General features: G+C 69.6%; 25 protein-coding genes. 14 read left to right on the forward strand and 11 right to left on the reverse strand.

Annotated features, from left to right (window positions below; translation table 11 throughout):
• The 3 genes from AC1RSK_RS01260 to tadA form a co-directional block, all read right to left on the reverse strand.
• Entirely contained in the window at positions 1-477 is a 477-nt protein-coding gene (locus AC1RSK_RS01260) for a DUF6265 family protein (protein WP_492904807.1), read from the reverse strand.
• 69 nt (positions 478-546) lie between these two features.
• Positions 547-1,299: an AraC family transcriptional regulator gene (locus AC1RSK_RS01265; protein WP_492904808.1), complete on the reverse strand. Its 753-nt coding sequence runs from the start codon at positions 1,297-1,299 to the stop codon at positions 547-549.
• On the reverse strand, positions 1,296-1,775 hold the full coding sequence (gene tadA, locus AC1RSK_RS01270; RefSeq protein WP_492904809.1) for a tRNA adenosine(34) deaminase TadA: 480 nt from the start codon (positions 1,773-1,775) through the stop codon (positions 1,296-1,298). Before tadA ends, AC1RSK_RS01265 begins: the two co-directional genes overlap by 4 nt.
• A 59-nt stretch (positions 1,776-1,834) precedes the next feature.
• On the opposite strand from tadA, the gene AC1RSK_RS01275 reads away from it, so the two are divergent.
• Positions 1,835-3,418 (forward strand): pseudouridine synthase, encoded by a 1,584-nt coding sequence (locus AC1RSK_RS01275; protein ID WP_492904811.1) that lies wholly within the window; start codon positions 1,835-1,837, stop codon positions 3,416-3,418.
• On the opposite strand, the gene AC1RSK_RS01280 is transcribed toward AC1RSK_RS01275, so the two are convergent.
• On the reverse strand, positions 3,415-4,242 hold the full coding sequence (locus AC1RSK_RS01280) for a LytTR family DNA-binding domain-containing protein (protein ID WP_492904813.1): 828 nt from the start codon (positions 4,240-4,242) through the stop codon (positions 3,415-3,417). The genes AC1RSK_RS01275 and AC1RSK_RS01280 overlap by 4 nt on opposite strands.
• Positions 4,243-4,841: 599 nt before the next feature.
• Between AC1RSK_RS01280 and AC1RSK_RS01285 the strand changes: the two genes are divergently transcribed.
• From AC1RSK_RS01285 to AC1RSK_RS01295, 3 genes are read left to right on the forward strand one after another with little or no spacing between them, the layout of a single operon-like run.
• Positions 4,842-5,525, forward strand: coding sequence for a response regulator transcription factor (locus tag AC1RSK_RS01285; protein WP_492904814.1), 684 nt, complete (start codon positions 4,842-4,844; stop codon positions 5,523-5,525).
• On the forward strand, positions 5,522-6,898 hold the full coding sequence (locus tag AC1RSK_RS01290) for a HAMP domain-containing sensor histidine kinase (protein WP_492904816.1): 1,377 nt from the start codon (positions 5,522-5,524) through the stop codon (positions 6,896-6,898). The genes AC1RSK_RS01285 and AC1RSK_RS01290 overlap by 4 nt, the downstream gene beginning before the upstream one ends.
• A 3-nt stretch (positions 6,899-6,901) precedes the next feature.
• The gene (locus AC1RSK_RS01295) at positions 6,902-7,291 is read left to right on the forward strand and encodes a VOC family protein (protein WP_492904818.1); all 390 of its coding nucleotides are present in this window, start codon (positions 6,902-6,904) and stop codon (positions 7,289-7,291) included.
• 4 nt (positions 7,292-7,295) lie between these two features.
• On the opposite strand, the gene AC1RSK_RS01300 is transcribed toward AC1RSK_RS01295, so the two are convergent.
• Positions 7,296-8,063, reverse strand: coding sequence for a helix-turn-helix domain-containing protein (locus tag AC1RSK_RS01300; protein ID WP_492904820.1), 768 nt, complete (start codon positions 8,061-8,063; stop codon positions 7,296-7,298).
• 56 nt (positions 8,064-8,119) lie between these two features.
• Between AC1RSK_RS01300 and AC1RSK_RS01305 the strand changes: the two genes are divergently transcribed.
• On the forward strand, positions 8,120-8,509 hold the full coding sequence (locus AC1RSK_RS01305; RefSeq protein WP_492904822.1) for a VOC family protein: 390 nt from the start codon (positions 8,120-8,122) through the stop codon (positions 8,507-8,509).
• 340 nt (positions 8,510-8,849) lie between these two features.
• On the opposite strand, the gene AC1RSK_RS01310 is transcribed toward AC1RSK_RS01305, so the two are convergent.
• Positions 8,850-9,731, reverse strand: a complete 882-nt coding sequence (locus tag AC1RSK_RS01310) for a tetratricopeptide repeat protein (RefSeq protein WP_492904824.1) — start codon at positions 9,729-9,731, stop codon at positions 8,850-8,852.
• Between the two features lie 93 nt (positions 9,732-9,824).
• On the opposite strand from AC1RSK_RS01310, the gene AC1RSK_RS01315 reads away from it, so the two are divergent.
• Together AC1RSK_RS01315 and AC1RSK_RS01320 are read left to right on the forward strand one after the other, a co-directional pair.
• Positions 9,825-11,213: a leucyl aminopeptidase family protein gene (locus AC1RSK_RS01315; protein WP_492904825.1), complete on the forward strand. Its 1,389-nt coding sequence runs from the start codon at positions 9,825-9,827 to the stop codon at positions 11,211-11,213.
• Positions 11,210-12,046: a C40 family peptidase gene (locus AC1RSK_RS01320; RefSeq protein WP_492904827.1), complete on the forward strand. Its 837-nt coding sequence runs from the start codon at positions 11,210-11,212 to the stop codon at positions 12,044-12,046. Before AC1RSK_RS01315 ends, AC1RSK_RS01320 begins: the two co-directional genes overlap by 4 nt.
• Here the strand turns inward: AC1RSK_RS01320 and AC1RSK_RS01325 are convergent.
• The 3 genes from AC1RSK_RS01325 to AC1RSK_RS01335 form a co-directional block, all read right to left on the reverse strand.
• Positions 12,031-12,762, reverse strand: a complete 732-nt coding sequence (locus AC1RSK_RS01325; protein ID WP_492904829.1) for a DUF6498-containing protein — start codon at positions 12,760-12,762, stop codon at positions 12,031-12,033. The two genes, AC1RSK_RS01320 and AC1RSK_RS01325, sit on opposite strands and share 16 nt — an antisense overlap.
• Complete coding sequence (locus AC1RSK_RS01330) at positions 12,759-13,664, reverse strand: hypothetical protein (RefSeq protein ID WP_492904831.1); 906 nt, start codon at positions 13,662-13,664, stop codon at positions 12,759-12,761. The genes AC1RSK_RS01325 and AC1RSK_RS01330 overlap by 4 nt, the downstream gene beginning before the upstream one ends.
• A gap of 98 nt (positions 13,665-13,762) precedes the next feature.
• A complete protein-coding gene (locus AC1RSK_RS01335; protein WP_492904833.1) occupies positions 13,763-14,452 on the reverse strand; it encodes a c-type cytochrome in 690 nt (229 codons plus the stop codon).
• A gap of 122 nt (positions 14,453-14,574) precedes the next feature.
• Between AC1RSK_RS01335 and AC1RSK_RS01340 the strand changes: the two genes are divergently transcribed.
• From AC1RSK_RS01340 to AC1RSK_RS01350, 3 genes are all read left to right on the forward strand, one after another.
• Entirely contained in the window at positions 14,575-15,309 is a 735-nt protein-coding gene (locus AC1RSK_RS01340; RefSeq protein ID WP_492904834.1) for a 3-deoxy-manno-octulosonate cytidylyltransferase, read from the forward strand.
• Positions 15,310-15,313: 4 nt separating this feature from the next.
• The gene (locus tag AC1RSK_RS01345) at positions 15,314-16,156 is read left to right on the forward strand and encodes a prephenate dehydratase (RefSeq protein ID WP_492904835.1); all 843 of its coding nucleotides are present in this window, start codon (positions 15,314-15,316) and stop codon (positions 16,154-16,156) included.
• A gap of 205 nt (positions 16,157-16,361) precedes the next feature.
• A complete protein-coding gene (locus AC1RSK_RS01350) occupies positions 16,362-17,099 on the forward strand; it encodes a DUF4893 domain-containing protein (protein WP_492904837.1) in 738 nt (245 codons plus the stop codon).
• Positions 17,100-17,174: 75 nt separating this feature from the next.
• Here AC1RSK_RS01350 and AC1RSK_RS01355 read toward each other — a convergent pair whose 3' ends face one another.
• Positions 17,175-17,501: an endonuclease domain-containing protein gene (locus AC1RSK_RS01355; protein WP_492904839.1), complete on the reverse strand. Its 327-nt coding sequence runs from the start codon at positions 17,499-17,501 to the stop codon at positions 17,175-17,177.
• A gap of 212 nt (positions 17,502-17,713) precedes the next feature.
• On the opposite strand from AC1RSK_RS01355, the gene AC1RSK_RS01360 reads away from it, so the two are divergent.
• The 4 genes from AC1RSK_RS01360 to AC1RSK_RS01375 all read left to right on the forward strand — a co-directional run bounded on the left by AC1RSK_RS01360 (position 17,714) and on the right by AC1RSK_RS01375 (position 23,795).
• Positions 17,714-19,144: a M20/M25/M40 family metallo-hydrolase gene (locus tag AC1RSK_RS01360; RefSeq protein WP_492904841.1), complete on the forward strand. Its 1,431-nt coding sequence runs from the start codon at positions 17,714-17,716 to the stop codon at positions 19,142-19,144.
• A 276-nt stretch (positions 19,145-19,420) separates the two neighbouring features.
• A complete protein-coding gene (clpB, locus tag AC1RSK_RS01365) occupies positions 19,421-22,006 on the forward strand; it encodes an ATP-dependent chaperone ClpB (RefSeq protein ID WP_492904843.1) in 2,586 nt (861 codons plus the stop codon).
• Between the two features lie 106 nt (positions 22,007-22,112).
• A complete protein-coding gene (locus tag AC1RSK_RS01370) occupies positions 22,113-22,568 on the forward strand; it encodes a GIY-YIG nuclease family protein (RefSeq protein WP_492904845.1) in 456 nt (151 codons plus the stop codon).
• 471 nt (positions 22,569-23,039) lie between these two features.
• The gene (locus AC1RSK_RS01375; protein WP_492904847.1) at positions 23,040-23,795 is read left to right on the forward strand and encodes a DUF5131 family protein; all 756 of its coding nucleotides are present in this window, start codon (positions 23,040-23,042) and stop codon (positions 23,793-23,795) included.
• On the opposite strand, the gene tcmP is transcribed toward AC1RSK_RS01375, so the two are convergent.
• A complete protein-coding gene (tcmP, locus tag AC1RSK_RS01380) occupies positions 23,749-24,684 on the reverse strand; it encodes a three-Cys-motif partner protein TcmP (protein WP_492904849.1) in 936 nt (311 codons plus the stop codon). The two genes, AC1RSK_RS01375 and tcmP, sit on opposite strands and share 47 nt — an antisense overlap.
• Between the last annotated feature and the right edge of the window lie 229 nt (positions 24,685-24,913).

Raw genomic sequence — 24,913 nt, forward strand, 5'->3', positions numbered from 1 at the left:
TCAGGGGTGGGGCTGGCGGCTGTAGGTCCAGTCCATCCGCTCGAGCTTGCCGTTCATCATCCCCTCGATGGCCGGGCAGTAGCCGGCGCCGCAGCGGCGCAGGATGACCCGTTGCGGGAAGTCGTGGGCCAGGTTCTCGAACACCCACTCTTCGGCGGTGGCGGACTTCAGGGGGAAGGTCACCGGCGGCTGGCGGCCGACGATGGCGGTGAAGGCCAGCTGGCCGTCCTTCTCGTCCAGCCGCATGAACTCGACCTGCGCCCGACCCTTGTCGACAGTGCGGCCGATGCCCGGCATGACCCCGCCGTCGGCGGCCAGCCAGGTCTCGGTGACCACTGAGCCGTCCGCCTGCTCGGCGCGCCAGCCACCCGTCAACCAGGCGAGATTGGCCAGGCCGGCGGGCTCGGCGGCCAGGCCGGGGGCCAAGGCGGCAAGGGACAGGGCCAGGCCGGCGGCCAGGGGGGCGAGGAACTTCATCGGGCGTCTCCGTTGCGTTCCGTCATACAGCATGGCGCCCCAGACCCCGGCTTGTATCGAAGCGACAGCTCAGCCGTCCACCAGGCTCACGGCGAGGCCGGCCTGGGACTTGAGGAACTGCGTTGGCGTGCAGCCGAGGAAGCGGCGAAAGTCGCGGGCCAGCTGCGGGTGGTCGAAATAGCCGGCGGCCTGGGCGGCGTCGGTCCAGCTGGCGACGCCGGGCTCGCTGAGGGCCTCGAACACGCCGCGGAAGCGGAAGATGGCGGCCAGCATGCGGGGCGGCGCGCCGACGATGCGGGCGAAGCGGCGCTGCAGGTCGCGGCTGGCTTCGACCGGCTGGCCGGCCTGCAGCTGGGCGACGGCGGCCTCGACGATGGGGTCGCGTGGGGCGGGGTTGGCGGCGATGCGGGCGGCGACATGGTCCTGCACGGCGGCCAGGCGAGCGGCTTCGTCGAGACCTGTCAGGTCCAGGCCGGTATCCATCGGCGTGCGGCGGTCGGTGTAGCGGCTGGCCGCCTCGCCGAGGTAGCCGAAGGCGCCGGCCGGGTGGAAGCGCACGCCGATCACCCCGGCCGGCCCATCGGCGCGAAGATGCAGCGGCCGGGTCAGCTGGCCGGCGAAGACCACCGGGGCCTGGCGGAAGGTCTCACCGCCGAGGCCACGCTCCAGGTAGGGCTGGCCGACATGGACGATCAGCTCGCTGCAGCCGTCCGGGGCGATGCGCTGGTCCTCGGCTTCCGCGCCGCCTTCGAACAGCCAGACGCAGCGGACGTGGGCCGCAAGATCGGCGCGGGGCGCGAACTCCTCGTAGCGGGGGATCACTTCGCCCGGCGGGCGCGGAAGAAGCTGCGTAGCAGCTCGGCGCTCTCCTCGGCCAGGACGCCGCCGGTCACCGACGGCCGCCAGTGGCAGGTGGCGCCCTCGAAGAAGCGCGGGCCGTGGACGACGGCGCCGCCCTTGGGGTCCTCGGCCCCGAACACGACCCGGCCGAGGCGGGCGTGGCTGATGGCCCCGGCGCACATGGCGCAGGGCTCCAGGGTGACGACCAGGGTCAGGTCGGTCAGGCGGTAGTTGCCAAGCTTGGCCGCCGCTGACCGGATGGCGGCGATCTCGGCGTGGGCGGTGGGGTCGTGGCCGCCGATCGGATGGTTGGCCCCGACGCTGACGATATGGCCGCTGACCGGGTCCATGATCACCGCGCCGACGGGGGTTTCGCCGGCTTCGGCGGCGGCCCGCGCCTGGTCGAGAGCCAGCCGCATCAGCGATTCGTCAGAAGGGAGCAAGCTGGCGGCGTTCATGCTATAGGGCGGGTCCGACCGTCGGGAGACGGCCCAAGTCCTACTATGGAGCGGCGAACATGGCTGCGGAAGACTACGAAGACGAACCCATGCCCTACGACGCCAGCGACAGGGTCGCGGAGGGCGTCGAGAGCGAGGGCCACGACCGGGTGGCCAAGGTGCTGGCCCGGGCCGGCGTCGGCTCTCGCCGCGAGGTCGAGCGGCTGATCGAGGCCGGGCGGGTGGCGATCAACGGCAACCTGTTGACCACCCCGGCCATCAAGGTCGAGCCCGACGACATCCTGACCGTCGACGGCGAGGTGATCGCCGGGGCCGAGGCGACGCGGGTGTTCCGCTATCACAAGCCGGTCGGGCTGGTGACCACCCACGCCGACCCGAAGGGCCGGCCGACGGTGTTCAGCGCCCTGCCCGAGGGCCTGCCCAGGCTGATCTCGGTCGGACGGCTCGACCTGGCCTCCGAGGGCCTGCTGCTGCTCACCAACGACGGCGGCCTGACCCGGGCGCTGGAGCTGCCGTCGACGGGGTGGAAGCGGATCTACCGGGCCCGGGCCTATGGCGACGCGACCCAGGCCAAGCTGGACCGGCTGAAGGACGGCATCACCGTCGAGGGCATCCGCTACGGGGCCATCGAGGCCAAGCTGGACAAGGTGACGGGCAGCAACTGCTGGATCACCGTCACCCTGGCCGAGGGCAAGAACCGCGAAGTGCGCCGGGTGCTGGAGGCCATCGGGCTGAAGGTCAACCGGCTGATCCGCCTGGCCTACGGGCCGTTCTCGCTGGGGACGCTGGCGCCAGGCTTTGTCGAGGAGGTCGGTCCCCGGGTGATCCGCGAGCTGCTTGGCGAGTACATCGACGAGGCCAACACGCCGGTCGGCAACACCGTGCAGTACAAGGCCCCGGCCGCCGCCCAGTCGCGGCGCGACCCGAGCCTGGGCTCGACCTCCAAGGTGGTCGGCGAGCAGAAGCCGGAGAAACCCGTCTACAAGGCCGGCTGGGCCAAGCCGAAGAAGAAGGCGGTCAACCACGTCATGCCCAAGCGGCCGAAGGCGAAGATCGTCGCCGACTTCGGGCCCGGCAAGCGCGAGATCAAGGCCGTCCCCTTCCGCGCCAACACCCCCCTGACCGACGCCGACCGCGCCTCCAGGAGCCACAAGGTCGCCGCACCGCCGACGACCGGCCGGCCGCCGCCGAAGGACCTGCGACCGCAGCACTTCAAGGACCGGGAAGCCGCCGCGGCGGCCGAGGACGCCAAGGCCCTGGCCCTGCGCAAGGCGCTGGCGGGGCTGGACGACGGACCTGGCAAGGGGCGTGGCGGTCCGGGCAAGCCGTTCGGCAAACCGGCGGGCAAGTTCGCCGGCAAGCCGGGTGAGAAGCCGGCCGGGAAGTTTGCCGGCAAGGCCGCTGAAAAGGCCGGCGACAAACCGGCCCGGACCTTCGCCGGCAAGCCGGACAAGCCCGCCAAGCCCCTGGGCCGACACCTGGAAGGCAAGGCCAAGGGCCACTGGTTCACGGCGCCCGGCGAAGCGGCGACCACCCGGCCGGCTCAGGCTCCGGCCAAGGGTGCGGGCAAGGGCGGCAAGCCGCGTCCCGCTGGGGCGAAGCCGACCGGCAAGCCGACCGGCGGACCGCGCAAGGGCCGCTAACGGGCCGCTTTCAGTCGGTCCTGGACCTGGCGGCGGTAGCTGCGGCTGACCCGCAGGGTCTGGCCGGTGGTCAGCCGCAGGTTGGCGTCGCCGCCGTCCAGCAGGGTGAGGTCGCGGATGCGGCCCGAGGCGACGATGACCCGGCGATGGATGCGCAGGAAGCCGGCCGGGTCGAGCCGCGCCTCCAGGCCACGCGAGGTCTCGCGCAGCAGATGGACGGCCGGGCCGGCGTGCAGGGCCAGGTAGTTGCCCTGGGTCTCGATCCAGTCGACCTCGGCCAGCGGCAGGAGGGTCTGGCGGCCCCTGGCCGTCACCGTCACCTGTGTCAGCCAGGGCGTCGCGGGCGCCGGCGCTCGCAGGCGGCGCAGGCCGTGGGCCAGGGCGATGAACAGGCCGATGGCGTAGGTCATCAGCGGCCAGTCGGCCGCCAGGTCCTGGCGCAGGCCGACCAGCAGCGGCCGGTGATCCGGCTCGAGAAACCAGGCGGCCAGGGGGTTGGCCAGCAGGATCAGGCCCGCCGCCAGGCCGGCCGCGGCCAGGGCGTGCAGGACCAGGCGGCGCCAGGGCGTCGACCCGCCAACGGGGAACCGCTCGACCAGCGCCAGCAGCCACGGCGTCACCGAGGCGCCCATCAGGGTGGCGACGAGGATGCGCATCGCCTCACGGTCCCAGGCCAGGGTCTGGCCGGCGTCCAGGGCCGAGGCGACGTTGCCGGGCTCCAGCAGCAGCAGGAAGGCCAGCCACCAGGCGGCGCCGAGCGCCAGCCGTCCCGGCCAGCGGGGGCCGGTCCAGCGTGGCGAAGAGGAGGCGTCGGCCAGGGACATGGCGCCACCTTGCGGCGCTCTCCCGGGGCTGTCCAGCCGGTGTTGGTCCGGCCATGGGTGGGGCTGTCACCGCTGTCCTCAACGCCCAAGACTGGGTCAGCCGCCGTAAGTGTTCCCTTCTCCCCTTGTGGGAGAAGGTGGCGCGAAGCGCCGGATGAGGGGTCGATAGGTCTTTCAACCGCGCAGAGGCGGTGGCGACAGGCTGTGTCGGAGGCCGGTGAGCCCCCTTGTGTGTCTGAAATCTGCGAAGTTCGCGGTTGCCGCTGGACGGGTCATGACCCGTCCAGCGGCAACCGCGAACTTCGCAGATTTCAGACACACAAGGGGGCTCCCCGGTCTCTGACACAGCCTGTCGCCACCACCTCTGCGCAGCTGAAAGACCTATCGACCCCTCATCCGGCGCTTCGCGCCACCTTCTTCCACAAGGGGAGAAGGAACCGCTCACGGCGGCTGACCCGGTCTTGGTCACCTGCCTCCATATGCGATTGCTCTGCCTGCCGCGGGTGGGGCCGGCGCATGTCCGCGCCGCATTATTCCCGACGCACTTTCGACATGGCGAGGGTCTTCAACCGCCGCGCCGCTCCTTGTGGATTTCGCTGATGAGCCGCCGCGTCCTGCTGGTCGAAGACGACGCCGACACCGCCGACTATGTGCTGCGCGGCCTGCGCCAGGAGGGCTTCACCGTCGAGCATGTCGCCGACGGCCGTGACGGCCTCTACCTCGCCACCACCTCCAGCTTCGACGCCATCGTCATGGACCGCATGGTGCCGGGCATGGACGGCCTGGCCGTGGTCAAGGCCCTGCGGGCGGCGGAGATGGTGACGCCCGTCCTGTTCCTCAGCGCCCTGGCCCACCTCGACGAGCGGGTGAAGGGCCTGCGGGCCGGCGGCGACGACTATCTGACCAAGCCGTTCGGCTTTTCCGAACTGTCCGCGCGGCTTGAGAACCTCATGCGGCGCGGCGCGCCGGCCCTGAAGGAGACGGCGCTGGCCTGCGGCGACCTCACCCTCGACCTACTGAGCCGCCGGGTGACGCGCGAGGACCGGGTCATCGATCTGTTGCCGCGCGAACTGAAGCTGCTGGAATACCTGCTGCGCCACCGCGACCGGGTGGTGACCCGCACCATGCTGCTGGAAGAGGTCTGGGATTACCGCTTCGATCCCCACACCAGCCTGATCGACACCCACGTCAGCCGCCTGCGCAAGAAGATCGACGAGGGCTTCGACGCCCCGCTGCTGCACACCCTGCGCGGCACGGGCTACCGACTGTCGGCGACGCCGTGAGGGACCGCTTCCGGATCAGCGCCCGGCCCGGCGTGCTGGCCGCCGTGCTCGGGGTCTGCGTCCTGCTGCTGCTGGGCGTCAGCCTGGCCGCGGTCGACGTCGCCGGCGAGCGCCAGATCGCCCACCGCCAGCAACTGGTGGCCGAAACCGCCCGCGACTACTTCGTCGCCTTCGCCCACGAAGAGGGCCTGCCGGCCATGGCCCGGGCGCTGGACCGGCGGGCGCGGATGGAGGAGGGGGCCTTCACCTTCGCGGTGTTCGATGACGACGGCCGGCTGCTCGGCGGCGAGGCCCTGCTGGCCTCCACCGCCCTGCCGGCCCCCGGCTACAACATCGTCGACATCGGAAAGCGCCGCTTCGAGGTGCTGGTCCAGCCGATGGCGACCGGCGGCACATTGGCCATCTTCGAGGACCTGGCCGACCGGGGCGCCTTCCGCCGCGCGGTGCTCAGCGCCGTCGGCCTGGCTCTGTTCCCCGGCCTGCTGGCCATCGCCGCCGCCAGCCTCTGGCTGCAGCGGCTGTTGGTGCGGCGGGCGCGGGGGCTGGCCGAGGCGGCCGAGCGGATCGCGGCCGGCGACCTGTCGGCCCGGGCTCCCGCGATGCCCAATGGCGACGTCTTCGACGATCTCGGCGCCTCGGTGAACGCCATGCTGGCGCGCATCGAGACCCTGCTGGCCGACCTGCGGCTGGCCACCGACAGCCTGGCCCATGACCTGCGCCTGCCCCTGGCCCGGGTGCGCGCCGCCCTGGCCCAGGCCGCCGACCCGGCCCTGGCCGAACCCGAGCGCCTGGCCCAGATCGAACGGGCGGTGCTGGGGGCCGACGAGATCCTGGCCACCCTCTCGACCCTGCTGGAGATCGCCCGCGCCGAGAGCGGCCTGTCGGCCGATAGCATGAGCCAGGTCGACCTGACGCAGCTGGTCGCCGAGATCGCCGAGCTGTTCGCCCCGATGCTGGAGGACGCCGGCCAGACCCTGACCCTCGACCTGCACTACCGGCCGACCCCGGCCCTGGTCCACGCCCTGCTGCTGCGCCAGGCGCTCGGCAACCTGCTGCACAACGCCTCGCGCTATGCCGGACCGGGGGCGACGATCCGGGTCGGGCTGGCGGCCGATGGCGGGCGGGTGCTGCTGTCGGTGACCGACAACGGGCCGGGCGTGCCGGCCGCCGACCGGGAGCGTATCCTGCAGCGCTTCGTGCGGCTGGAGGAAAGCCGCACCCAGGCCGGCTCCGGTCTGGGCCTGGCCATCGTCGCCGCCTGCGCCAAGCTGCACGGCGGCGAGGCGCGGGCCGAGGACGCCGAACCCGGCCTGCGACTGGTGCTCGACCTGGCCCGCGCCCATCCACCCGCCCATCCCCCCGCAAGGAGCTGACCCATGCCTTCGCACGGCCTGACCGCCATCCTGCCCTGCAACGACCTCGACGCCTCGGAGGCCTTCTACAACCGATTGGGGTTCAGCCGCCCGCCGGAGGATCGCCCGCCGGCCGGGGCGGAGGACAGCTATCGCATGCTGTCTGACGGCAAGGGCGGGTCGCTGCACCTGACCGCCGCCGTCGAGGACTGGCTGGTCCCGGGCCGCAACCCGTTCGGCCTGTATCTCTACAGCGAGGAGGTCGACCGGCTGGCCGCCGCGTTCGCCGGCGAGGCCCTCGGAACCGGCGGACCGGATCACAAGCCCTGGGGCATGTACGAGTTCGCCCTCTCCGATCCCGACCAGACCCTGGTGCGGATCGGCTGGCCCAGCCGGCTGATGGGCGGCGGCTGAGCCCTCAGGACGGACCGGCGAAGTAGCGTCCCGGCGTCTGGCCGAAGGCCGCGCGGAAGGCGGCCACGAAGGCGCTGGCCGAGCGGTAGCCGGCCGCCTGCGCCACCCGCTTCACCGGCTCGCCCGCCGCCAGGCCGCGCAGCCCCTGCAGCAGCCGCGCCTGACGGCCCCAGCCGGCCACCGTCAGCCCGGTTTCAGCCAGGAAACGTCGCTCCAGGGTGCGGCCGCTCAGGCCCACCCGCCGGGCCAGGGCCTCGGTCCCCAGCCCGCCCTCGGCGCCGAGCAGCTCGGCCGCCCGCCGCGCCGCCCCGCTGGTCGGGGTGGGCAGGTCGAAGGGCGGGGCGTCGTGCCGCTTCAGCTCGGCCAGGATCAGGGTCGCCAGCGCCTGGTGCAGCGGCTGGCGCTCGTCGAGCATGCCAAGCTCCATGGCCCGCGCGATCATCTCCCGCAGCAGCGGCGAGACGGTCATCGCCACGCAGGTAGAGGGCAGGGCGGCGGCCAGGTCGGCGCGCAGGTAGAGGGTCCGCATGGCGCTGTCGCCGGAGAAGCGGATCTCGTGGGCCACCCCGGCCGGGGCCCAGATCGCCCAATGCGGCGGCGCCACCCAGGAGCCGGTCTCGGTCCAGACCGTCATCACCCCGGCCGAGCAGTAGATCAGCTGTCCCCAGGCATGGGCGTGGCGGGGCGTCGAGCGTCCGGCCTCGTACCGCGCCGCCAGGGTGCGGATCAGGAAATAGGGCTCATCGGCCGCCGTATGCCGGATTTGCGACATCGAATGGCAATCTAGCGGGATTGCGACAGGACGGACAGAGTCGCAACCTTCGGGCCATGGCCAGCAACCTCTCCTCCTTCGCCCTTCACGTCGACGACGTCGACCGCGCCCGCCGCTTCTATGAGGCGGTATTCGGCTGGGTTTTCGAACCCTGGGGGCCGCCGGGCTTCTACCTGATCCACACCGGCGACGCGGCCAACCCGGGCGTCCAGGGCCTGATGCACCAGCGCCACGAGCCGCGCACCGGCACGGGCCTGAACGGCATCGAGCCGACCTTCGGGGTGGACGACATCGACGCGGTGCTGGCGGCCGTCGAGGCCAATGGCGGCAAGGTCACCATGGGCAAGGCTCCGATCCCCACCGTCGGGGTGCTGATCCGCTTCGACGACACCGAGGGCAACACCATCGGGGCCATGGCCTACGAGCGCCCGCCGGTCAGCCGCTAGCGTTCCGGAACAAGCCACTCGCGTCTGAAAAACGCTGTCTGGACAATGGCTTACGTAATATGTCTAGACATATTCACCCGTCATGAGGGGCCTCGCCGGGGACCCCGGCGCGGGCGTAGGTCGCGGCGGCGCGCTTTCGACCTACAATCCCTGCCCATCGACCCACGCACCGACCAACGTCCCGGGCCACATCCTCGCGGCCCGGACCCACGCCGAAGCCCACGCAGCCGGGGATCTGGCCCCTTTTCCGCGCTCCTTGAACGTCGCCGTCTTTTTTGTGGGTCGGACGAGCGGCGGTATAATGGTCGCCGCTTCGATAGTCAGCTGTAGAGGAGTGGTCCTAGCGTCCGCCGCCGCCGGCCATCGGCGGGTAGCTGCGGCCGGCCGCTGGGGCAGGAGCGCCCTGGGCGAGGGCGGCCTTCAGCCAGGCCAGGTTGCTGGCCACCATCTCGGGCGGCAGGTCCTGGCGGGCCAGGCGTTCGGCTTCCGGCAGGCGGCCTTGCAGGCCGACCACCAGGGCCAGGTTCTGACGCACCTTGGGCGTGACGCGCGGGCTGGCGACGGCGCGGCGGAGCAGGGCCTCGGCCCCGGCCAGGTCGCCGCGGGCGGCCTGGTACATGGCGTAGTTGCTCAAGGCGCCGGGCTCGTCGGGGGCCAGGGCGACGGCCTGGCGGTGAGCGGCCAGGGCCTCCTCGTCGCGCTGGGCCTGTTCGTAAGCCACGGCCAGCAGCCCGACCGGGCGCCAGTCGCGCGGGGCGAGGGCGGCGGCCTTGCGGGCCGGCTCGATGGCGTAGAAGCCCTGGTTCATGCCGATATTGGCGCGGGCGACTTCCAGCAGGGCGTTGAGGTTGTTCGGGTCGACGACCAGGGCCGCCTGGATGGTGTCGGCCGCCTCCTGGAAGCGGCCAAGGGTCCGCAGGGACTGCGACAGGGCGATGCTGGCCTCGACGTCGCGCGGATCGATCTCGACCTCGCGGCCCCAGAAGGCGGCGGCGGCGAGGGGTTCATAGCGGCGGGCCTCGGCGCGCTGGGCGGCGGTGGCCTTCTGCGGCGGGGCGAGGGCCCTGGGCGCGCCCGGCGGCGTGGCGGCGGGCGCGGCCGGCGCGGCGGCGGGAGCCGGCGTTTCCTTCTTGCCCCCGAACGGCCAGGCGGCGGCCGGGCCGGCCAGCAACAGGACGGCGGGGATCAGAACGGTTGCGGCGAGGACGCGCTTGGGACACATGGAAGGGAGACCCTTGGCCAGAGTTTCAGGCGTCCAATATCGTCCGGGCCGGCTCAAGGAATCGTTAAGCATGTTCCTTAAGGGCTTCGTCGTATGACCGACCCCGTGATCGCCGCAACCGAAGGCCGCGCCATCCCCGTATTGGCGGTGACCGCGGAGGCCTGGCCCGGGGTGCTCAGCGACCGGCCGGCAGCGCTGGGGCGGCTCGCCGAGATCGGCGGCTTCAAGGCCAAGGCCGGCCAGCTGCTGCTTGCCCACGACGCCGAGGGCGAGATCGCCGAGGTGCTGTTCGGGCTCGGAGCAGGGGGCGATCCGACCGCCTTCCGAGGGCTGTCGGCCAAGCTGCCGGCCGGCGACTACGTCCTGACGCCGGCCCCCGACGGGCTGGACGCCACCGACATCGCTCTGGCCTTCGCCATGGGCGGCTACCGCTTCGACCGCTACCGCGCCGCCCGCGAGCCCGGTCCCCGGCTGGTCGCCCCGGACGCCGACCTGGCGGCGGTGAAGTCCATCGCCCATGCCTGCGCCCTGGCCCGCGACATGGTCAACACCCCGGCCGGCGATATGGGCCCGCTGCAGATCGAGACCATCGCCCGCGAGATCGCCGAGCAGCATGGCGCCAGCATCGCCGTCTCGACCGGCGACGAACTGCTGAGCGACGGCTATCCGAGCGTCCACGCCGTCGGCCGCGCCGCCGGCCCGGGCCGCGACCCGCGCATCATCGAGATCGCCTGGAACGGGGCCGGCCCCGACGCGCCGCTGGTCGCCATTGTCGGCAAGGGCGTGACCTTCGACACCGGCGGGCTCGACATCAAGCCCAGCGCCGGCATGCGGCTGATGAAGAAGGACATGGGCGGCGCCGCCCATGCCCTGGCGCTGGGCCGGATGGTGATGGACGCGAAGCTGCCGATCCGGCTGGCGGTCATCGTACCCGCCGTCGAGAACGCCATCAGCGGCGACGCCATGCGCCCGGGCGACGTCCTGAACACCCGCAAGGGCCTGACCGTCGAGATCGGCAACACCGACGCCGAAGGCCGGCTGATCCTGGCCGATGCCCTGGCCAGGGCCCAGGAGCTGTCGCCGGTCCTGACCATCGACATGGCCACCCTGACCGGCGCCGCCCGCATCGCGCTGGGACCGCAGGTGATCCCCTTCTACACCGACGACGACGCTCTGGCCGGCGAGCTGGCGGCGGCGGCGCTGGCCGTGCGCGACCCCCTGTGGCGCATGCCGCTGTGGGTCGGCTACGAGGAGGCGCTGGACGGCGATGTCGCCGACCTCAAGAACGACCCCGACGGCTGGGCCCAGGCGGGCTCGGTGACGGCGGCGCTGTTCCTGCGGCGCTTCGCCCCGACGACGGGCGGCTGGGTGCATTTCGACATCTTCGCCTGGAACCCCAAGGGCCGGCCGGGCTGGCCGACCGGGGCCGAGGCGCAGGCCATCCGGGCCCTCTTCAAGGTGCTGAAGGACCGTTTCGGATGAGTTTCGACCGGCGTCTGACCCTGATCCACGACGGCGTGGCGGCCCGCATCCTCGAGGGGGTAGTTCCCGCGACCTCCTACGTCGACCCCACCGCCATGCAGGTCAGCGCCCCGGCCGCGCCGCTGCGCCGCCATCCGGCCGATGACGCCGAGCAGGAGAGCCGGCTGCTGTTCGGCGAGCGCTTCGACGTGCTGCTGGAGAAGGACGGCTACGCCTTCGGCCAGGCGGCGCGCGACGCCTACGTCGGCTGGGTTCCGGCCGAGGCGCTCAGCGGGCCGCCGCTGATGCCGACCCATCGGGTCAAGGCGCTGCGCACCTACGCCTTCAGCCAGGCGGGCATCAAGACGACGCCCGTCGGCCTCTATTCCCTGAACGCCCTGGTCACCGTCGAGGAAACCGACGGCCGCTTCGCCCGCGCCGCCCGCTCGGGCTGGTTCATGGCCGAGCATCTGGCGCCGATCGGCGCGGGGTTCGAGACCGACGCGGCGGCGGTGGCGCTGGGCTTTCTCGGCGCCCCCTACCTGTGGGGCGGGCGCGAGAGCCTGGGCCTCGACTGCTCCGGGCTGATGCAGCAGGCCCTGGCCGCCTGCGGCGTCGCCTGTCCGCGCGATACCGACATGCAGGCCAGGATCGGCGTCGCCGTCGATCCGGCGAAGTTGACGCGCGGCGACCTGGTCTTCTGGAAGGGCCATGTCGGCATGATGCTCGACGAGACGCGCATGGTGCATGCCAACGGCCACCACATGGCCACCGTCGTCGAGCCCCTGGCCGAGGCCGTGGCCCGGATCGACGCGGCCGGGGTCGGCCAGCCGACCGCCTACCGCCGGCTCTGAAGCTTCTGGCGCAGGTCCTCGAGGGCTTCGTTGGACTTGGCCAGGCTTTCGGGGGTCGGCCCGAACTGGCCAAGGCGTCCCAGCTCGAACAGCGTCTTCATGATCGCCAGCCCGACCAGCGCCCAGACCGGCCCGCCGAGGATCAGGACCGGGATCATCGCGATCATGATGGTCAGATGCAGAACGATGATCCGGCCATAGGGCTCGAACATCTGGGTCATCGGGTTGGTCTCGCGGAACCGGCCCTTGGCCAGCCAGTCGAAGACGAAGGCGAGCAGCTGCAGGCCGGCGATCGCCGCCAGGCTCCAGAGGAAGCCGGGTTCATGACGCGCCAGGTGATCGACCACACGATAGAGGCCGATCAGCGAAGGATCGAAGTCGGGAACCTTGCGCTCGCCGATCGAGCCGATGACCAGGACGAAGATCCCGTGCACGAAGCAGAACAGTCCATAGTGGACGATGTAGAAGGGCAGGGCGAAGGCGCTGACCACCCAGCCGACCGGCCCCATGGCCAGGCCGCTGGCCGCCATCTTCAAGCCGTTCACCGCCCCGATGATGACGTTCTCGCACCAATAGAGCAGCAGCAGCACGCCGGCCGGCCAGCCGAACAGGATGACGCAGACGATGGGTACGGCGTTGGCCAGCACGATGCGCAGGGTCGACAGGCGTTTGAGGCCGGCGAGGAAAGCGCGGATGCGATCTGCTGCGTTGGTCATGAAGCGGGCAGGGCGCCGGCCAGCCAGCGGACGAGGCCCAGCAGGAAAGGCTTGTTGCCCGGCGCGTCGGGGGCGTTGAAGCCCATCCGCTTCTGCTCGGGCCCCGCCACCTGGGCGCTGAACATCGCCCCCTCGCCGAAGACGGCGATGCGGCCCTGGCCGACGGTCATCACCGCCCCCTGCAGCCGGCCCTCGACATCGACGACCGTGGTGTCGTGGTCGAACTCCCAGGCGACCTTGGTCTCCTTCGACACATAGCCCTTGGGCAGCACCAGGATCGGCCGGGCGCCGGCGGGGGCGGTGAAGGCCGAACCGGTGAAGGTGCGTAAGGACTCGATGCCCTGCGTGACCACATCGGCCTTCAGCGTGCCGTCGGTCTTGCTGAAGATGTCGGGGCCCTGCGGCGGGACCCGCTGCACGAAACCGTTGGAGAAGGAGAAGCCGAAGGCCTGGGCCAGGTCCTGCGCGGCCCCGGCGAAAGGCATGTGGTCGGCGATCAGCAGCAGGCCGCCGCCGCCCTCGACCCAGGCCTTCACGGCGGCGATCTCCTCCGGCTTGAGGGCCGAGGGAGTCGGCAGGGTCCATTCGCCGGCCCCGTCGTTGGCGGCGTCCAGGGCGTTGGCGATGACCAGCACCTTGATGTCCTTCAGCGTCTCCGCCGTCAGCGGCGCCGTGCCGCCCGAGACCTGGAAGCCGTCGTTGCGGACCACGGCCGCGAAGGGGGCGAAGCGGCCGTCGACGGTGTGGAAGTTGTGATGGGCGCCGTCGATGACCAGCCGCGGGCCCGTACCGGCGGCGAATGCGGGGCTGGCGACCGACAGATCGGCCTTGGGGTCGGCGGCCTGCTGGGCGGCGGCGGGCAGGGCCAGCAGCGCCATCGCGGCGGCAAGGACAAGGCGCATGTGGAACTCCCCGATCGCGGAAAGACTAGCCTGCCTTTGGCGCAAAGAAAAACGGGCCCCGCCGAAGTGGAGCCCGTCCTGTCTTTTGGAGCCGGGGCCTAGTGGGCCGGGGCGGGGGCCGGCTTGGCCGGCTCGGCGGTGGCGGGAGCCTGGGTGGCGCCGCCCGGAGCGGTCTTGGGGTCGGCGGTCGTGCCGGTCGCCGTCGGGTCGGTGGCGCCAGCGGCCGGGGCCTCGGTGGCGGCGACGGCGGGCTTGGGCGCCGGGACCGCCAGGGTCGAGCCCAGGCTGTGCAGGTAGGCCAGCATGGCGATGCGGTCTTCCTGCTTCTTCAGGCCGACGAAGGTCATCTTGGTGCCGGCGACATGCTTCTGGGGGGCCTTCAGGAAGGCGTCCAGTTCGTCCCAGGTCCAGGTCTTGCCGGTCCCGAAGGTCTTCATGGCGTCCGAATAGGCGAAGCCCGGATGGGTGCCGGGGACCTTGCCCATGGTGCCGTAGAGGTTGGGGCCGGTGCCGTTGGCGCCGCCGGCCGTGAAGGTGTGGCAGCTGCTGCACTTGGCCGAGACGGCCTGGCCCAGGGCGGGGTTGGTGGCCGGAATGACCGTGCCCCAGTCGGGCGCGACCTCGGCGACCGCGCCAGCCTCGCCTTCTTCCTGGATGGCCACGGCGTAGCCCGGCTTATGAAGTTCGTGGCTCTCGAACACAATGCCGCTCAGTTCCCGCAGGCCGAAGATCGCCAGGCCCACCACCAGCACGCCGCCGGCGATTTTGTTGAACGTCAGGTCGCTCATGTTCGCATCGAACTCGTAGGTTTGTGTCTTGTCCGGAGCCGGCAGAATCCCGGCTCTTGTTGCGCGAGCGTCTCTGACACGCTACCGCCGCCTTCGCAAGCGCAAGGCCCCTCTGAAAGCCGATGAAACCTATCGTCCTGATCCCCGCCCGCATGGCCGCCACCCGGCTGCCCGACAAGCCGCTGGCCGACATCGGCGGCGTGGCGATGATCGTGCGGGTGCTGCGCCAGGCTGAGAAGGCCGATATCGGCCCCGTCGCCGTGGCGGCGGGCGATGCAGAGATCGTCGAGGCGGTGCGCGCCGCCGGCGGCCAGGCGGTGCTGACCGACCCGGCCCTGCCATCCGGCTCGGACCGCATCCAGGCGGCGCTGAACGCCCTGGACCCCGGCGGCGTCCATGACGCGGTGATCAACCTGCAGGGCGACATGCCCTTCGTCGAGCCGTCGGTGCTCAGCGCCTGCGCCGCCCTGATGCAGGCCCAGCCTGGCTGCGACGTCGCCACCGTGGTCGCCGCCGAGGGAAGCCCGGCCGACCGCGCCAACCCCGACGTGGTCAAGGCCATCCTCGCCCTCGAGGCCGACGGCAGATCGGGCCGCGCCCTCTACTTCACCCGCTCCACCCTCTACGGCGACGGCCCCGTCTGGCGCCACGTCGGCATCTACGGCTATCGGCGCGCGGCGCTGGAGCGATTTAACAGCGCGCCGCCTTCGGCCCTGGAGCGGCGCGAGAAGCTGGAACAACTGCGCGGCCTCGAAATGGGGCTGAGCTACTGGGCGTCCATCGCAGAGGCCGCGCCCATCTCCGTCGACAACCCGGCCGACCTCGAAGCCGCCCGGGCTCACGCAAAGACTGTCTGACATCATGCTCAAGAAGATCGCCTTCCAGGGCGCCCCCGGCGCCAACAGCCACGAGGCCTGCCGCGACTATTTCCCCGGCTATGAAGCCGCCCCCTACGCCACCTTCGAGGAAGCCTTCGAAGCGGTGAAGACCGGCGTCTGCGAGCTGGGGATGATCCCGGTCGAGAACTCCATCGCCGGCCGCGTCGCCGACGTGCACCACCTACTGCCCTCCAGCGGCCTGAAGATCATCGGCGAGCGGTTCAAGCCGATCCGCTTCCAGCTGATGGCCAACAAGGGCGTCAGGCTCGACCAGGTGAAGACGGTCTCCAGCATGGCCATCGCCCTGCACCAGTGCCGCCGCTCCCTGAAGAAGCTCGGCGTCGAGACCGAGGCCGTCGGCGACACCGCCGGGGCCGCCCGCGCCCTGGCCCTGCATCCCGATCCGGCCAAGGCCGCCATCGCCCCGGCCCTGGCCGCCGAGATCTACGGCCTCGACATCCTCGCCAAGGACATCGAGGACGAGCGCCACAACACCACCCGCTTCCTGGTCATGACCGCCGACAAGGCGCCGCCCGCCCCGGCCTTCACCCAGCGCTGCATCACCAGCTTCTGCTTCCGGGTGAAGAACCTGCCGGCCGCCCTCTACAAGGCGATGGGCGGCTTCGCGACCAACGGCGTCAACATGACCAAGCTGGAAAGCTACATGGAGGGCGGCGCCTTCACCGCCACCTTCTTCTACGCCGAGGTCGACGGCCGGCCCGAGGACCGGGGCCTGGCCCTGGCCCTGGAGGAACTGGCCTTCTTCACCGACCGCATCGAGATACTCGGCGTCTTCCCGGCCGATCCGTTCAGGGATCGGGTGTAGGTGGGGACTGGATCGCCGCGCAACGGCGTCGCCGGTTCTGCATCACGGCTGGAGCGGCGTTCCTGTCCCCGATCAGCGCCGATCGGGGACAGGTAGCGCGCACCAACCGATTGAGCACAGTCGTCGGCCCGCCCGCGCGCGCAACCAGTCCCCATGCACGAGCGGCTTTGACGAAACCGGCGGGGCGCCTCACCGTTAGCCTATGATGCGTCCCGCCCTCCTTTCCTCGCTGGCCGTCCTGGCCCTGACCCTGGCCGCCTGCGACCGCAAGGCCGACGAGGCCCCGGCGCCGCAAGCGCCCGAAGCCAAGGCCACGCCGTCCGACGCCGCCATCGCCACGGCCGGCGCCGCCGTCGACGCGGTCAAGGACCCCACGCCCGGCGGCGAGCAGGGCGGCACGGACCAGTGGCGCACCGTCGCCAAGGCCGACGACCAGGACCGCCTGGCCCGCCTCGACCGCGCCTGGGCCGCCGCCCTCAAGGAGGCCAACGTCGAGTACGGGGCGATGGTCGACACCCACGGCATGCTGCTGGTGCCCAAGGCGGCGCTGGCCGGCAACCTGCAACCGGGCCCCGGGACCTATCGCTGCCGCACCATCAAGCTCGGCTCACAGCACAATCCGCCCGGCTTGGCCTACGTCGAATACCCCTGGTTCAAATGCAGCATAGAGCTGACCCCCGGCGGCGACCTGATCCTGACCAAGACCACCGGCAGCCAGCGCACCCGCGGCCTGCTCTATCCCGACGCCGAAAATCCCAACCGCCTAATCTATGTCGGGGCCCAGGCCTGGGGCGCCGACGAAAAGGGCTTCCCGTCCTACGGCCAGCAGCCGGAGCGCGACCAGGTCGGCGTCTTCGAACGCATCGGAACCGACCGCTGGCGGATGGCCGTGCCGTTCCCGAAGCAGGAATCGAAGCTGGATGTGCTGGAGCTGAAAAAATGATCTCCTTCTCCCCTTGGGGGAGAAGGTGGCCCCGAAGGGGTCGGATGAGGGGGCGCACCGGCGGCTGAGTCGCCGTCAACCGATCCTGTCAGGCAAGGCGCGGTTTCCGACTGTCCGGCGGATCTGATCCAATACCCACTCCAGCCGGTTCGCCACGTCTTCGTTGGGAAACCGCAGCACGCGGTAGCCTTCCGCTCGCAGCCAGGCATCGCGCACCCGGTCGTGCTCGCTGTCCACATGGGTCGGCCCGTCCGCCTCGACGATGAGGAACCTCTCGGAGCAGAAGAAGTCGACGATGTAGCGGCCGACCGGCGCCTGCCGGCGAAACTTCAGCCCATCGAGTTTCCTGCCTCGCAAGGCCGCCCACAGCCGGGCCTCCGCGTGGGTCGGCTGGCGGCGCATGGCCCTGGCGAGGGGCAGATGATCGCGTTGGAACATAACGAGAACATGACTCAATGAACGCTTGTCGTCAACACGCTCCGGCCACCGGGTGCGACCCCTCATCCGACCCCTTCGGGGCCACCTTCTCCCCCAAGAGGGAGAAGGAAGGACCAAAGGTTGCCTCGCCTTTGCCCGCCCCATAGGCTCGGCTCTTCGTGTCCTGGGGAGCTTCCATGTCCATCCGCCCAACCCTTCTGAAGACTGGCGCCGCCGTCCTGGCCCTGACCCTCTTTGCCGGCGCGGCTCAGGCGCAGGAGGCGCTCCGCCCCGACCTCGTCCGCTTCAAGGGCCTCTACAGGGAGCTGGTCGAGACCAACACCACCCTGTCGGTCGGCAGCTGCACCCTGGCCGCCGAGCGCATGGCTGCTCGCCTGAAGGCCGCCGGCTACCCCGACGCCGACCTGCAGATCCTGATCCCCGAAGGCCGCCCCAAGGATGGCAACCTGATCGCCACCCTGCACGGCAAGGACGCCAAGCTCAAACCCCTGCTGCTGCTGGCCCACATCGACGTCGTCGAGGCCAACCGGGCCGACTGGGAGCGCGACCCGTTCACCCTGGTCGAGGAAGGCGGCTACTTCTACGCCCGCGGGGCCAGCGACGACAAAGCCATGGCCGCCATCTTCACCGACAGCATGGTCCGGTACAAAGAGGCCGCCTACAAACCCCGCCGCGACATCAAGCTGGCCCTGACCTGCGGCGAGGAAACCGCCGACACCTTCAACGGCGTCGACTGGCTGATGAAGACCCACCCCCAGGCCCTGGCCGCCGGCATGGTGCTCAACGAGGGCGCCGCCGCCCGCCTCGACGCCAACGGCAAGCCCCTCTACCTGGCCATCCAGGCCGGCGAGAAGGTCTATCAGGACTACACCCTGGAGATCACCAACCCGGGCGGCCACTCCAGCCGGCCGTTCAAGGACAACGCCATCGTCCGGCTCAGCAAGGTGCTGGCCAACGTCGGCGACTACGACTTCCCGATCGCCATCAACGACGCCGTCCGCCAGAACTTCGAGGGTTCCGCCAAGCTGGAGACCGACCCGGCCGTCGCCGCCGCCCTGCTGGCCATCCTCAAGGACCCCACCGACAAGGCGGCCGAGGCCGTCATCGTCAAGGACCGCGGCCGCAACAGCATGATGCGCACCACCTGCGTGCCGACCATGGTCACGGCCGGCCACGCCCCCAACGCGCTGCCCCAGAGAGCGACCGCCAACGTCAACTGCCGCATCCTGCCGGGCGTCGATCCGCTTGAGGTGCTGAAGGAGCTCGAACGCGTCGGCGGCGACCCGGGCGTCAAGTTCAAGCTGGCCGCCGCCCCCAGCCCCAAGGCCGTCGCCCCGCCGCTCGATGAAAAGGTCCTCGGCCCGGCCCGCCAGGTGGCGGCCAGGATCTGGCCCGGCGTGCCGATCATCCCCGCCATGTCGACCGGCGCCACCGACAGCCGCTTCACCTCGGCCGCCGGCACCCCCAGCTACGGCCTGTCGGGCCTGTTCTTCGACCCCGACGGCGGCGGCACGCACGGGCTGAACGAGCGGGTGCGGGTGAAGAGCCTCTACGACAGCCGGACGTTCCTGCACGAGGTGGTGAAGCTGTACGCGGACCAGAAGTAGCAGCTCCTCCCCCTCTCGGGGGAGGTGGCAGCGGCGAAGCCGTTGACGGAGGGGGTCACCGCCAAAGTCGGCGGGTAAACCTGTTCACGGCTGAACCGCCGGTGGGGACCCCCTCCACCACGCGCGTATCCGCGCGCGGTCCCCCTCCCCCGATGGGGGAGGAACAATTTGATCCATGTCCTTGTGTGACCCATCTGCCACACCTACATCCGTGCCAGTCCGGTTGCGCTCCGATGAGGCTTCCGGCCAACTCCGCCTCCAGAGGGGACTGACACCTTGAACATCGACCTCTACTCCGACCGCGCCAAGCAGGCCGTGCAATCGGCCCAGTCGCTGGCCCTGGCGCGTCGCCACCAGCACCTCACCCCCGACCACATCCTCAAGGTCCTGCTCGAGGAGAAGGACGGCCTCTCCCGCGCCCTCATCCAATCGGCCGGCGGCCGGCCCGACGTCGCCGACCAGGCGGTCGAGGCCAACCTCGCCAAGATGCCCAAGGTCGAGGGCGGCTCGGGCCAGCTCTACATGAAGCCGGAGACCGCCCGCGTCTTCGCCGCCGCCGAGGAGGCCGCCAAGGCCGCCGGCGACGCCTTCGTCACCACCGAACGCCTGCTGATCGCCACCGCCAAGGAAGGCGGCGACGCCGCCACGGCCCTCAAAGCCGCCGGGACCACCGAAAAGCAGCTGACCACCGCCGCCGAGGACCTGCGCAAGGGCCGCACCGCCGACAGCGCCGGCGCCGAAGACGGCTACGACGCCCTCAAACGCTACGCCCGCGACCTGACCCAGGCGGCTCGCGACCAGAAGCTCGACCCGGTCATCGGCCGCGACGAGGAGATCCGCCGCACCATCCAGGTGCTGGCCCGCCGCACCAAGAACAACCCCGTCCTCATCGGCGAACCCGGCGTCGGCAAGACCGCCATCGTCGAGGGCCTGGCCATCCGCATGGTCAACGGCGACGTCCCCGAAAGCCTCAAGGACAAGAAGCTCCTCAGCCTCGACATGGGCGCCCTGATCGCCGGCGCGAAGTACCGCGGCGAGTTCGAGGAGCGCCTGAAAGCCGTGCTGGGCGAGGTCGTCGCGGCCGAGGGCGGCATCGTCCTGTTCATCGACGAGATGCACACCCTCGTGGGCGCCGGCAAGGGCGACGGGGCGATGGACGCCTCCAACCTGCTCAAGCCCGCCCTGGCCCGCGGCGAGCTGCACTGCGTCGGCGCCACCACGCTCGACGAGTACCGCAAGCACGTCGAGAAGGACGCCGCCCTGGCCCGCCGCTTCCAGCCGGTGTTCGTCGACGAGCCGAGCGTCGAGGACACCGTCTCCATCCTGCGCGGCCTGAAGGAGAAGTACGAGCTGCACCATGGGGTGCGGATCACCGACGGTGCCATCGTCGCCGCCGCCACCCTCTCCAACCGCTACATCACCGACCGCTTCCTGCCCGACAAGGCCATCGACCTGATGGACGAGGCCGGCAGCCGCGTGCGCATGGCCGTCGACAGCAAGCCCGAGGAGCTGGACGAGATCGACCGCCGCCTGGTGCAGCTGAAGATCGAGCGCGAGGCGCTGAAGAAGGAAACCGACAACGCCTCCAAGGCGCGGCTGGAGAACCTGGAGGTCGAGATCGACGATCTCCAACATCGGTCGGACGAGATGACCGCCAAATGGAGCCAGGAGAAGGCCAACCGCGGGGCCGAGGCCCAGAGCAGAGAGGCCCTCGAACGCCTGCGCGCCGAACTGATCAGCGCCCAGCGCAGCGGCGACCTGATGCGCGCCTCGGAGATCGCCTATGGCGAGATCCCGGCCCTGGAAAAGCGCCTGGCCGAGGAAGAGGCCAAGGACGCCGCCGAGCCCGACGTCGCCCCCGAGGTCGTCGACGACCAGCAGATCGCCGCCGTCGTCAGCCGCTGGACCGGGGTGCCGGTCGAGAAGATGCTGGAGGGCGAGCGAGAAAAGCTGCTGAAGATGGAGGACGGCCTGCGCCAACGCGTCGTCGGCCAGGAGGAAGCCCTGGTCGCCGTCTCCGACGCCGTCCGCCGGGCCCGTGCCGGCCTGAAGGACCCGCAACGCCCGATCGGCAGCTTCCTGTTCCTCGGCCCCACGGGCGTCGGCAAGACCGAGCTGACCAAGGCGCTTGCGGAGTACCTGTTCGACGACGAGGCGGCGGTCACCCGCCTCGACATGAGCGAGTACATGGAAAAGCACAGCGTCAGCCGCATGATCGGCGCGCCCCCCGGCTACGTCGGCTACGACGAGGGCGGCGCCCTGACTGAGGCCGTCCGCCGCCGGCCCTACCAGGTGGTGCTGTTCGACGAGATCGAGAAGGCCCACCCGGACGTCTTCAACGTGCTGCTGCAGGTCCTTGACGACGGCCGCCTGACCGACGGCCAGGGCCGCACGGTCGACTTCCGCAACACCCTGATCATCATGACCTCGAACATGGGCGCCGAATACCTGGCCGCCCAGGCCGAGGGCGAGGACACCGACCTGGTGCGCCCGCAGGTGATGGACGTGGTCCGCAAGAACTTCCGCCCCGAGTTCCTCAACCGCATCGACGAGATCATCCTCTTCAAGCGGCTGGCGCGGGTCGACATGGGCAGCATCGTCCGCATCCAGCTGGCCCGGGTGGAAAAGCTGCTGGCCGACCGGAGGATGGCCATCGCCCTGGACGACGGAGCGATGCACTGGCTGGCCGAGAAGGGCTACGACCCGGTGTACGGGGCGCGGCCGCTGAAGCGGGTGATCCAGAAGGACTTGGTCGACCCGATCGCGCGGAAACTGCTGGCCGGCGAGCTGGAGGACGGCAGCGTCATCCAGGTGCGGGCCGGGGATGGGGCGCTGGAGATCGGCAAGGCGAAGGTGCACTAACAAGGGGGGAGGAGGACCACCGCCCCCTCCTCCCTTCCGCTCATCCCGGCGAACGCCGGGACCCATCCGCGTGATCTCGATGTTGCGTGTTTGTTCTCAGAAGGCCATGCTCAAACGCATGGCCTTTTTCTGCTACATCGTGACCAACCAGCAGAACGGAACGCTGTACATCGGCAGCACCGATTGCCTCACCACGCGCATAGGCCAGCACAAGAACAAGACCTTCGACGGCTTCAGCGCCAAGTACGGCTGTGACCGCCTCGTTTGGTTCCAGGTCTTCGAAACCCGGGAAGCCGCCTTCCGCCGCGAGCGCCGCATGAAGGAATGGCGCCGCTCCTGGAAGATCGAACTGATCGAGGAAGCCAACGCCAACTGGCGCGACCTCTACTGGGAGGCCTGCGGCATAGGCCCGCCCGGCCATGTGGAGGCCTTCCTGGCCACCCTCCCGACCCGCGACCCCACCTCACCCGCTCCGGTCATTCCCCTTCCGCCCACCCCCCTTCCGCTCATCCCCCTTCCGCTCATCCCGGCGAACGCCGGGACCCATCCGCCAGAGCTCTGACCTTCGGGATTGGCCCCCGAACAACCGGGTTTCGAGCCGGGATGTTCAGGCATCGAGATCACGCGGATGGGTCCCGGCGTTCGCCGGGATGAGCGGAGTGTAGGAGGGAGCGTTCGCCCTCCGCGTCGGCGGGGGCGGAACCTTGCTTTGGCGAGCGCTGCAAGCGAGCCAAACCGAGGCGGGATTTCCACTGGCGGATGTGAAGGGCGAAAGCCGCCGCCAACGCCTCAAGAAGGGCGCGAACCCCCAACCACCGGCGCGGGCCCGCCTCCTGGTCCGTCGCTCCCGCTCCGAACCGTCCTCCGCCCACTCTAGTGGGCGGACAGCGAGAGCGCTCCTTGACCGACCGTATAAGTCGTGTTGTTCTTGTTTTGTTCGCTTTTGAGAATCGCTCTCACAAAGTGCGAACTTGGCATGGTTAATGCAGGCATGGACTCCTTGACGCCAATTTCTGAGAAGAGAGTCCGCCGCATGGCCGAGACTTCGATTGAATGGACGGACGCTACTTGGAACCCTGTCGCTGGGTGCGCCATCATTACGCCGGGCTGCACCAACTGCTACGCCATGAGAATGGCCGCACGTCTAGACGCTATGCGGGTGCCGAAATATGCCGGCCTAACTCGCAAGAGTGGCGATCGGTACATCTGGACTGGCAAGATCACCTTGGACGAAGGATCGCTGGAGGCGCCGCTGCGCTGGCGATCTCCTCGCAAGATATTTGTGAACTCGATGTCAGACCTTTTCCATCAGGACGTTCCTGCGGATTTCGTCGAGCGCGTCTGGGACGTCATGCGCCGGACGCCCCACCACACCTATCAGATCCTCACGAAGCGCCCCGAGCGCATGCGGGAGATAGTGTCCACTTTTGCCGGGCCAGTTTTGCCGAATGTCTGGCTTGGCACGAGTGTCGAGGACTCTGCAGTGCTCACTCGTCTGGATGACCTTAGAGCGGTTCCGGCTCAGGTCAGATTTGTCTCGTTTGAACCACTGATCGGCTCTGTCGCCGCTGCGGATCTTTCAGGGATTGGCTGGGCGATCGTTGGTGGAGAGTCTGGCCCCAGGGCCCGACCGATGTCGCCGGAATGGGTCGACGAAATCCGGCTGCGTTGCGCGGCGAACGGTACCGCATTCTTCTTCAAACAGTGGGGCGGCCGGAACAAGAAAGCCACCGGCAGGCTGCTCAATGGGCGGACTTACGACGAAATGCCTGTTGTGAGTGCTGTTTAAGGAGGTCTCGTACGCCGTTCTTCGCTAGCTGAATGGCCTTCGGTGAATCATTAGAAAGCGTCAGGAAGAGAGAAAACTGCTGAGATCCCGCGTCGGTGAACAGAGGCAACGGCGGCGAAACGTAGCTGAAAATCTTTTCGAGCTTCTTCTTGAAGTAGGCCTCGATTTGCTCCGGCGTCGCGCCTCTTTCGCTGCCTGCAGGCTCATCAAAGAGGCTAGTCGTAGCGCTAGGTTCATAAAGATCTGTGGCCCAGCTCTCGTCCCCGAAGAGTCGCGTCAACGCGGCGGTCTTGTGTGAATCGATTGCCTCAAAATTCCTTGCCAGTTGTCGTGTTGTTGCCGCCAACGGAAAGAGGTACCAGACGTCAACTCTTTTAGTAGCGGCGAGCATTTTCAAGGTCTCCCAAGAAACCTGCATGCCGTATGGGTCCAGGAAGACGACGCCACGCTGAGAACCTTTGCCTGGGCCGGAAAGGCGCCATGCCGGTCTAGAGAATATTCCGCGCAAGACTTCGTTCGCATCGCCGTTTAGGCATTCGACGCGCGTGTCTTCGTCGCGGAGTTTGCAAAGGGCCTTAAATCGCTTTGTGTCACCCTCAACAAAAATAAGGTGCCTAAAGGGTGGTTGGATCGCCATAGCGCGACGGGCCGACCCGTCTAGCTGAACGTTCTTGAACTCCGTGGGCGTGCCCTCAAGGAGGCCACCCTCAAGGCGGGTTTCGGTACGCTCTCCGCTTCCCGCAAACGCATCAATGTACCAAAGGTCGAAGGGCTGATTTCGTAGGGCTCCAGTATAGAACTCTAGATAGTAGCGGACGGCTTCGAGCTTTTTCTCGGTCCATGCGCCGCCAAAGCGGTGCTGCACTTCTGGTCGTTCATTGCTGGCCAAAATTCTCCCCCTGATAAGTCAGCATAATGTGCAACTTTTCAGAGTGTCGAGGCAGAACCTCTTGAACTTACGAGGGCGGCAGCAGTGCAATGTCAGATGGCCGCCCTCGAAAGCTCCAAGGGCTACAGCCTGTCGCTCGCTGACGGCACCCTTGAGACCCTGAATGCTCCCCACGAAGTCGGCCCTAACGACTGACTGCAGCCGCCTTCTTGGGTGATGGTGAGCGACC

This window comes from Caulobacter sp. GW821-FHT11A05, from assembly GCF_058809015.1.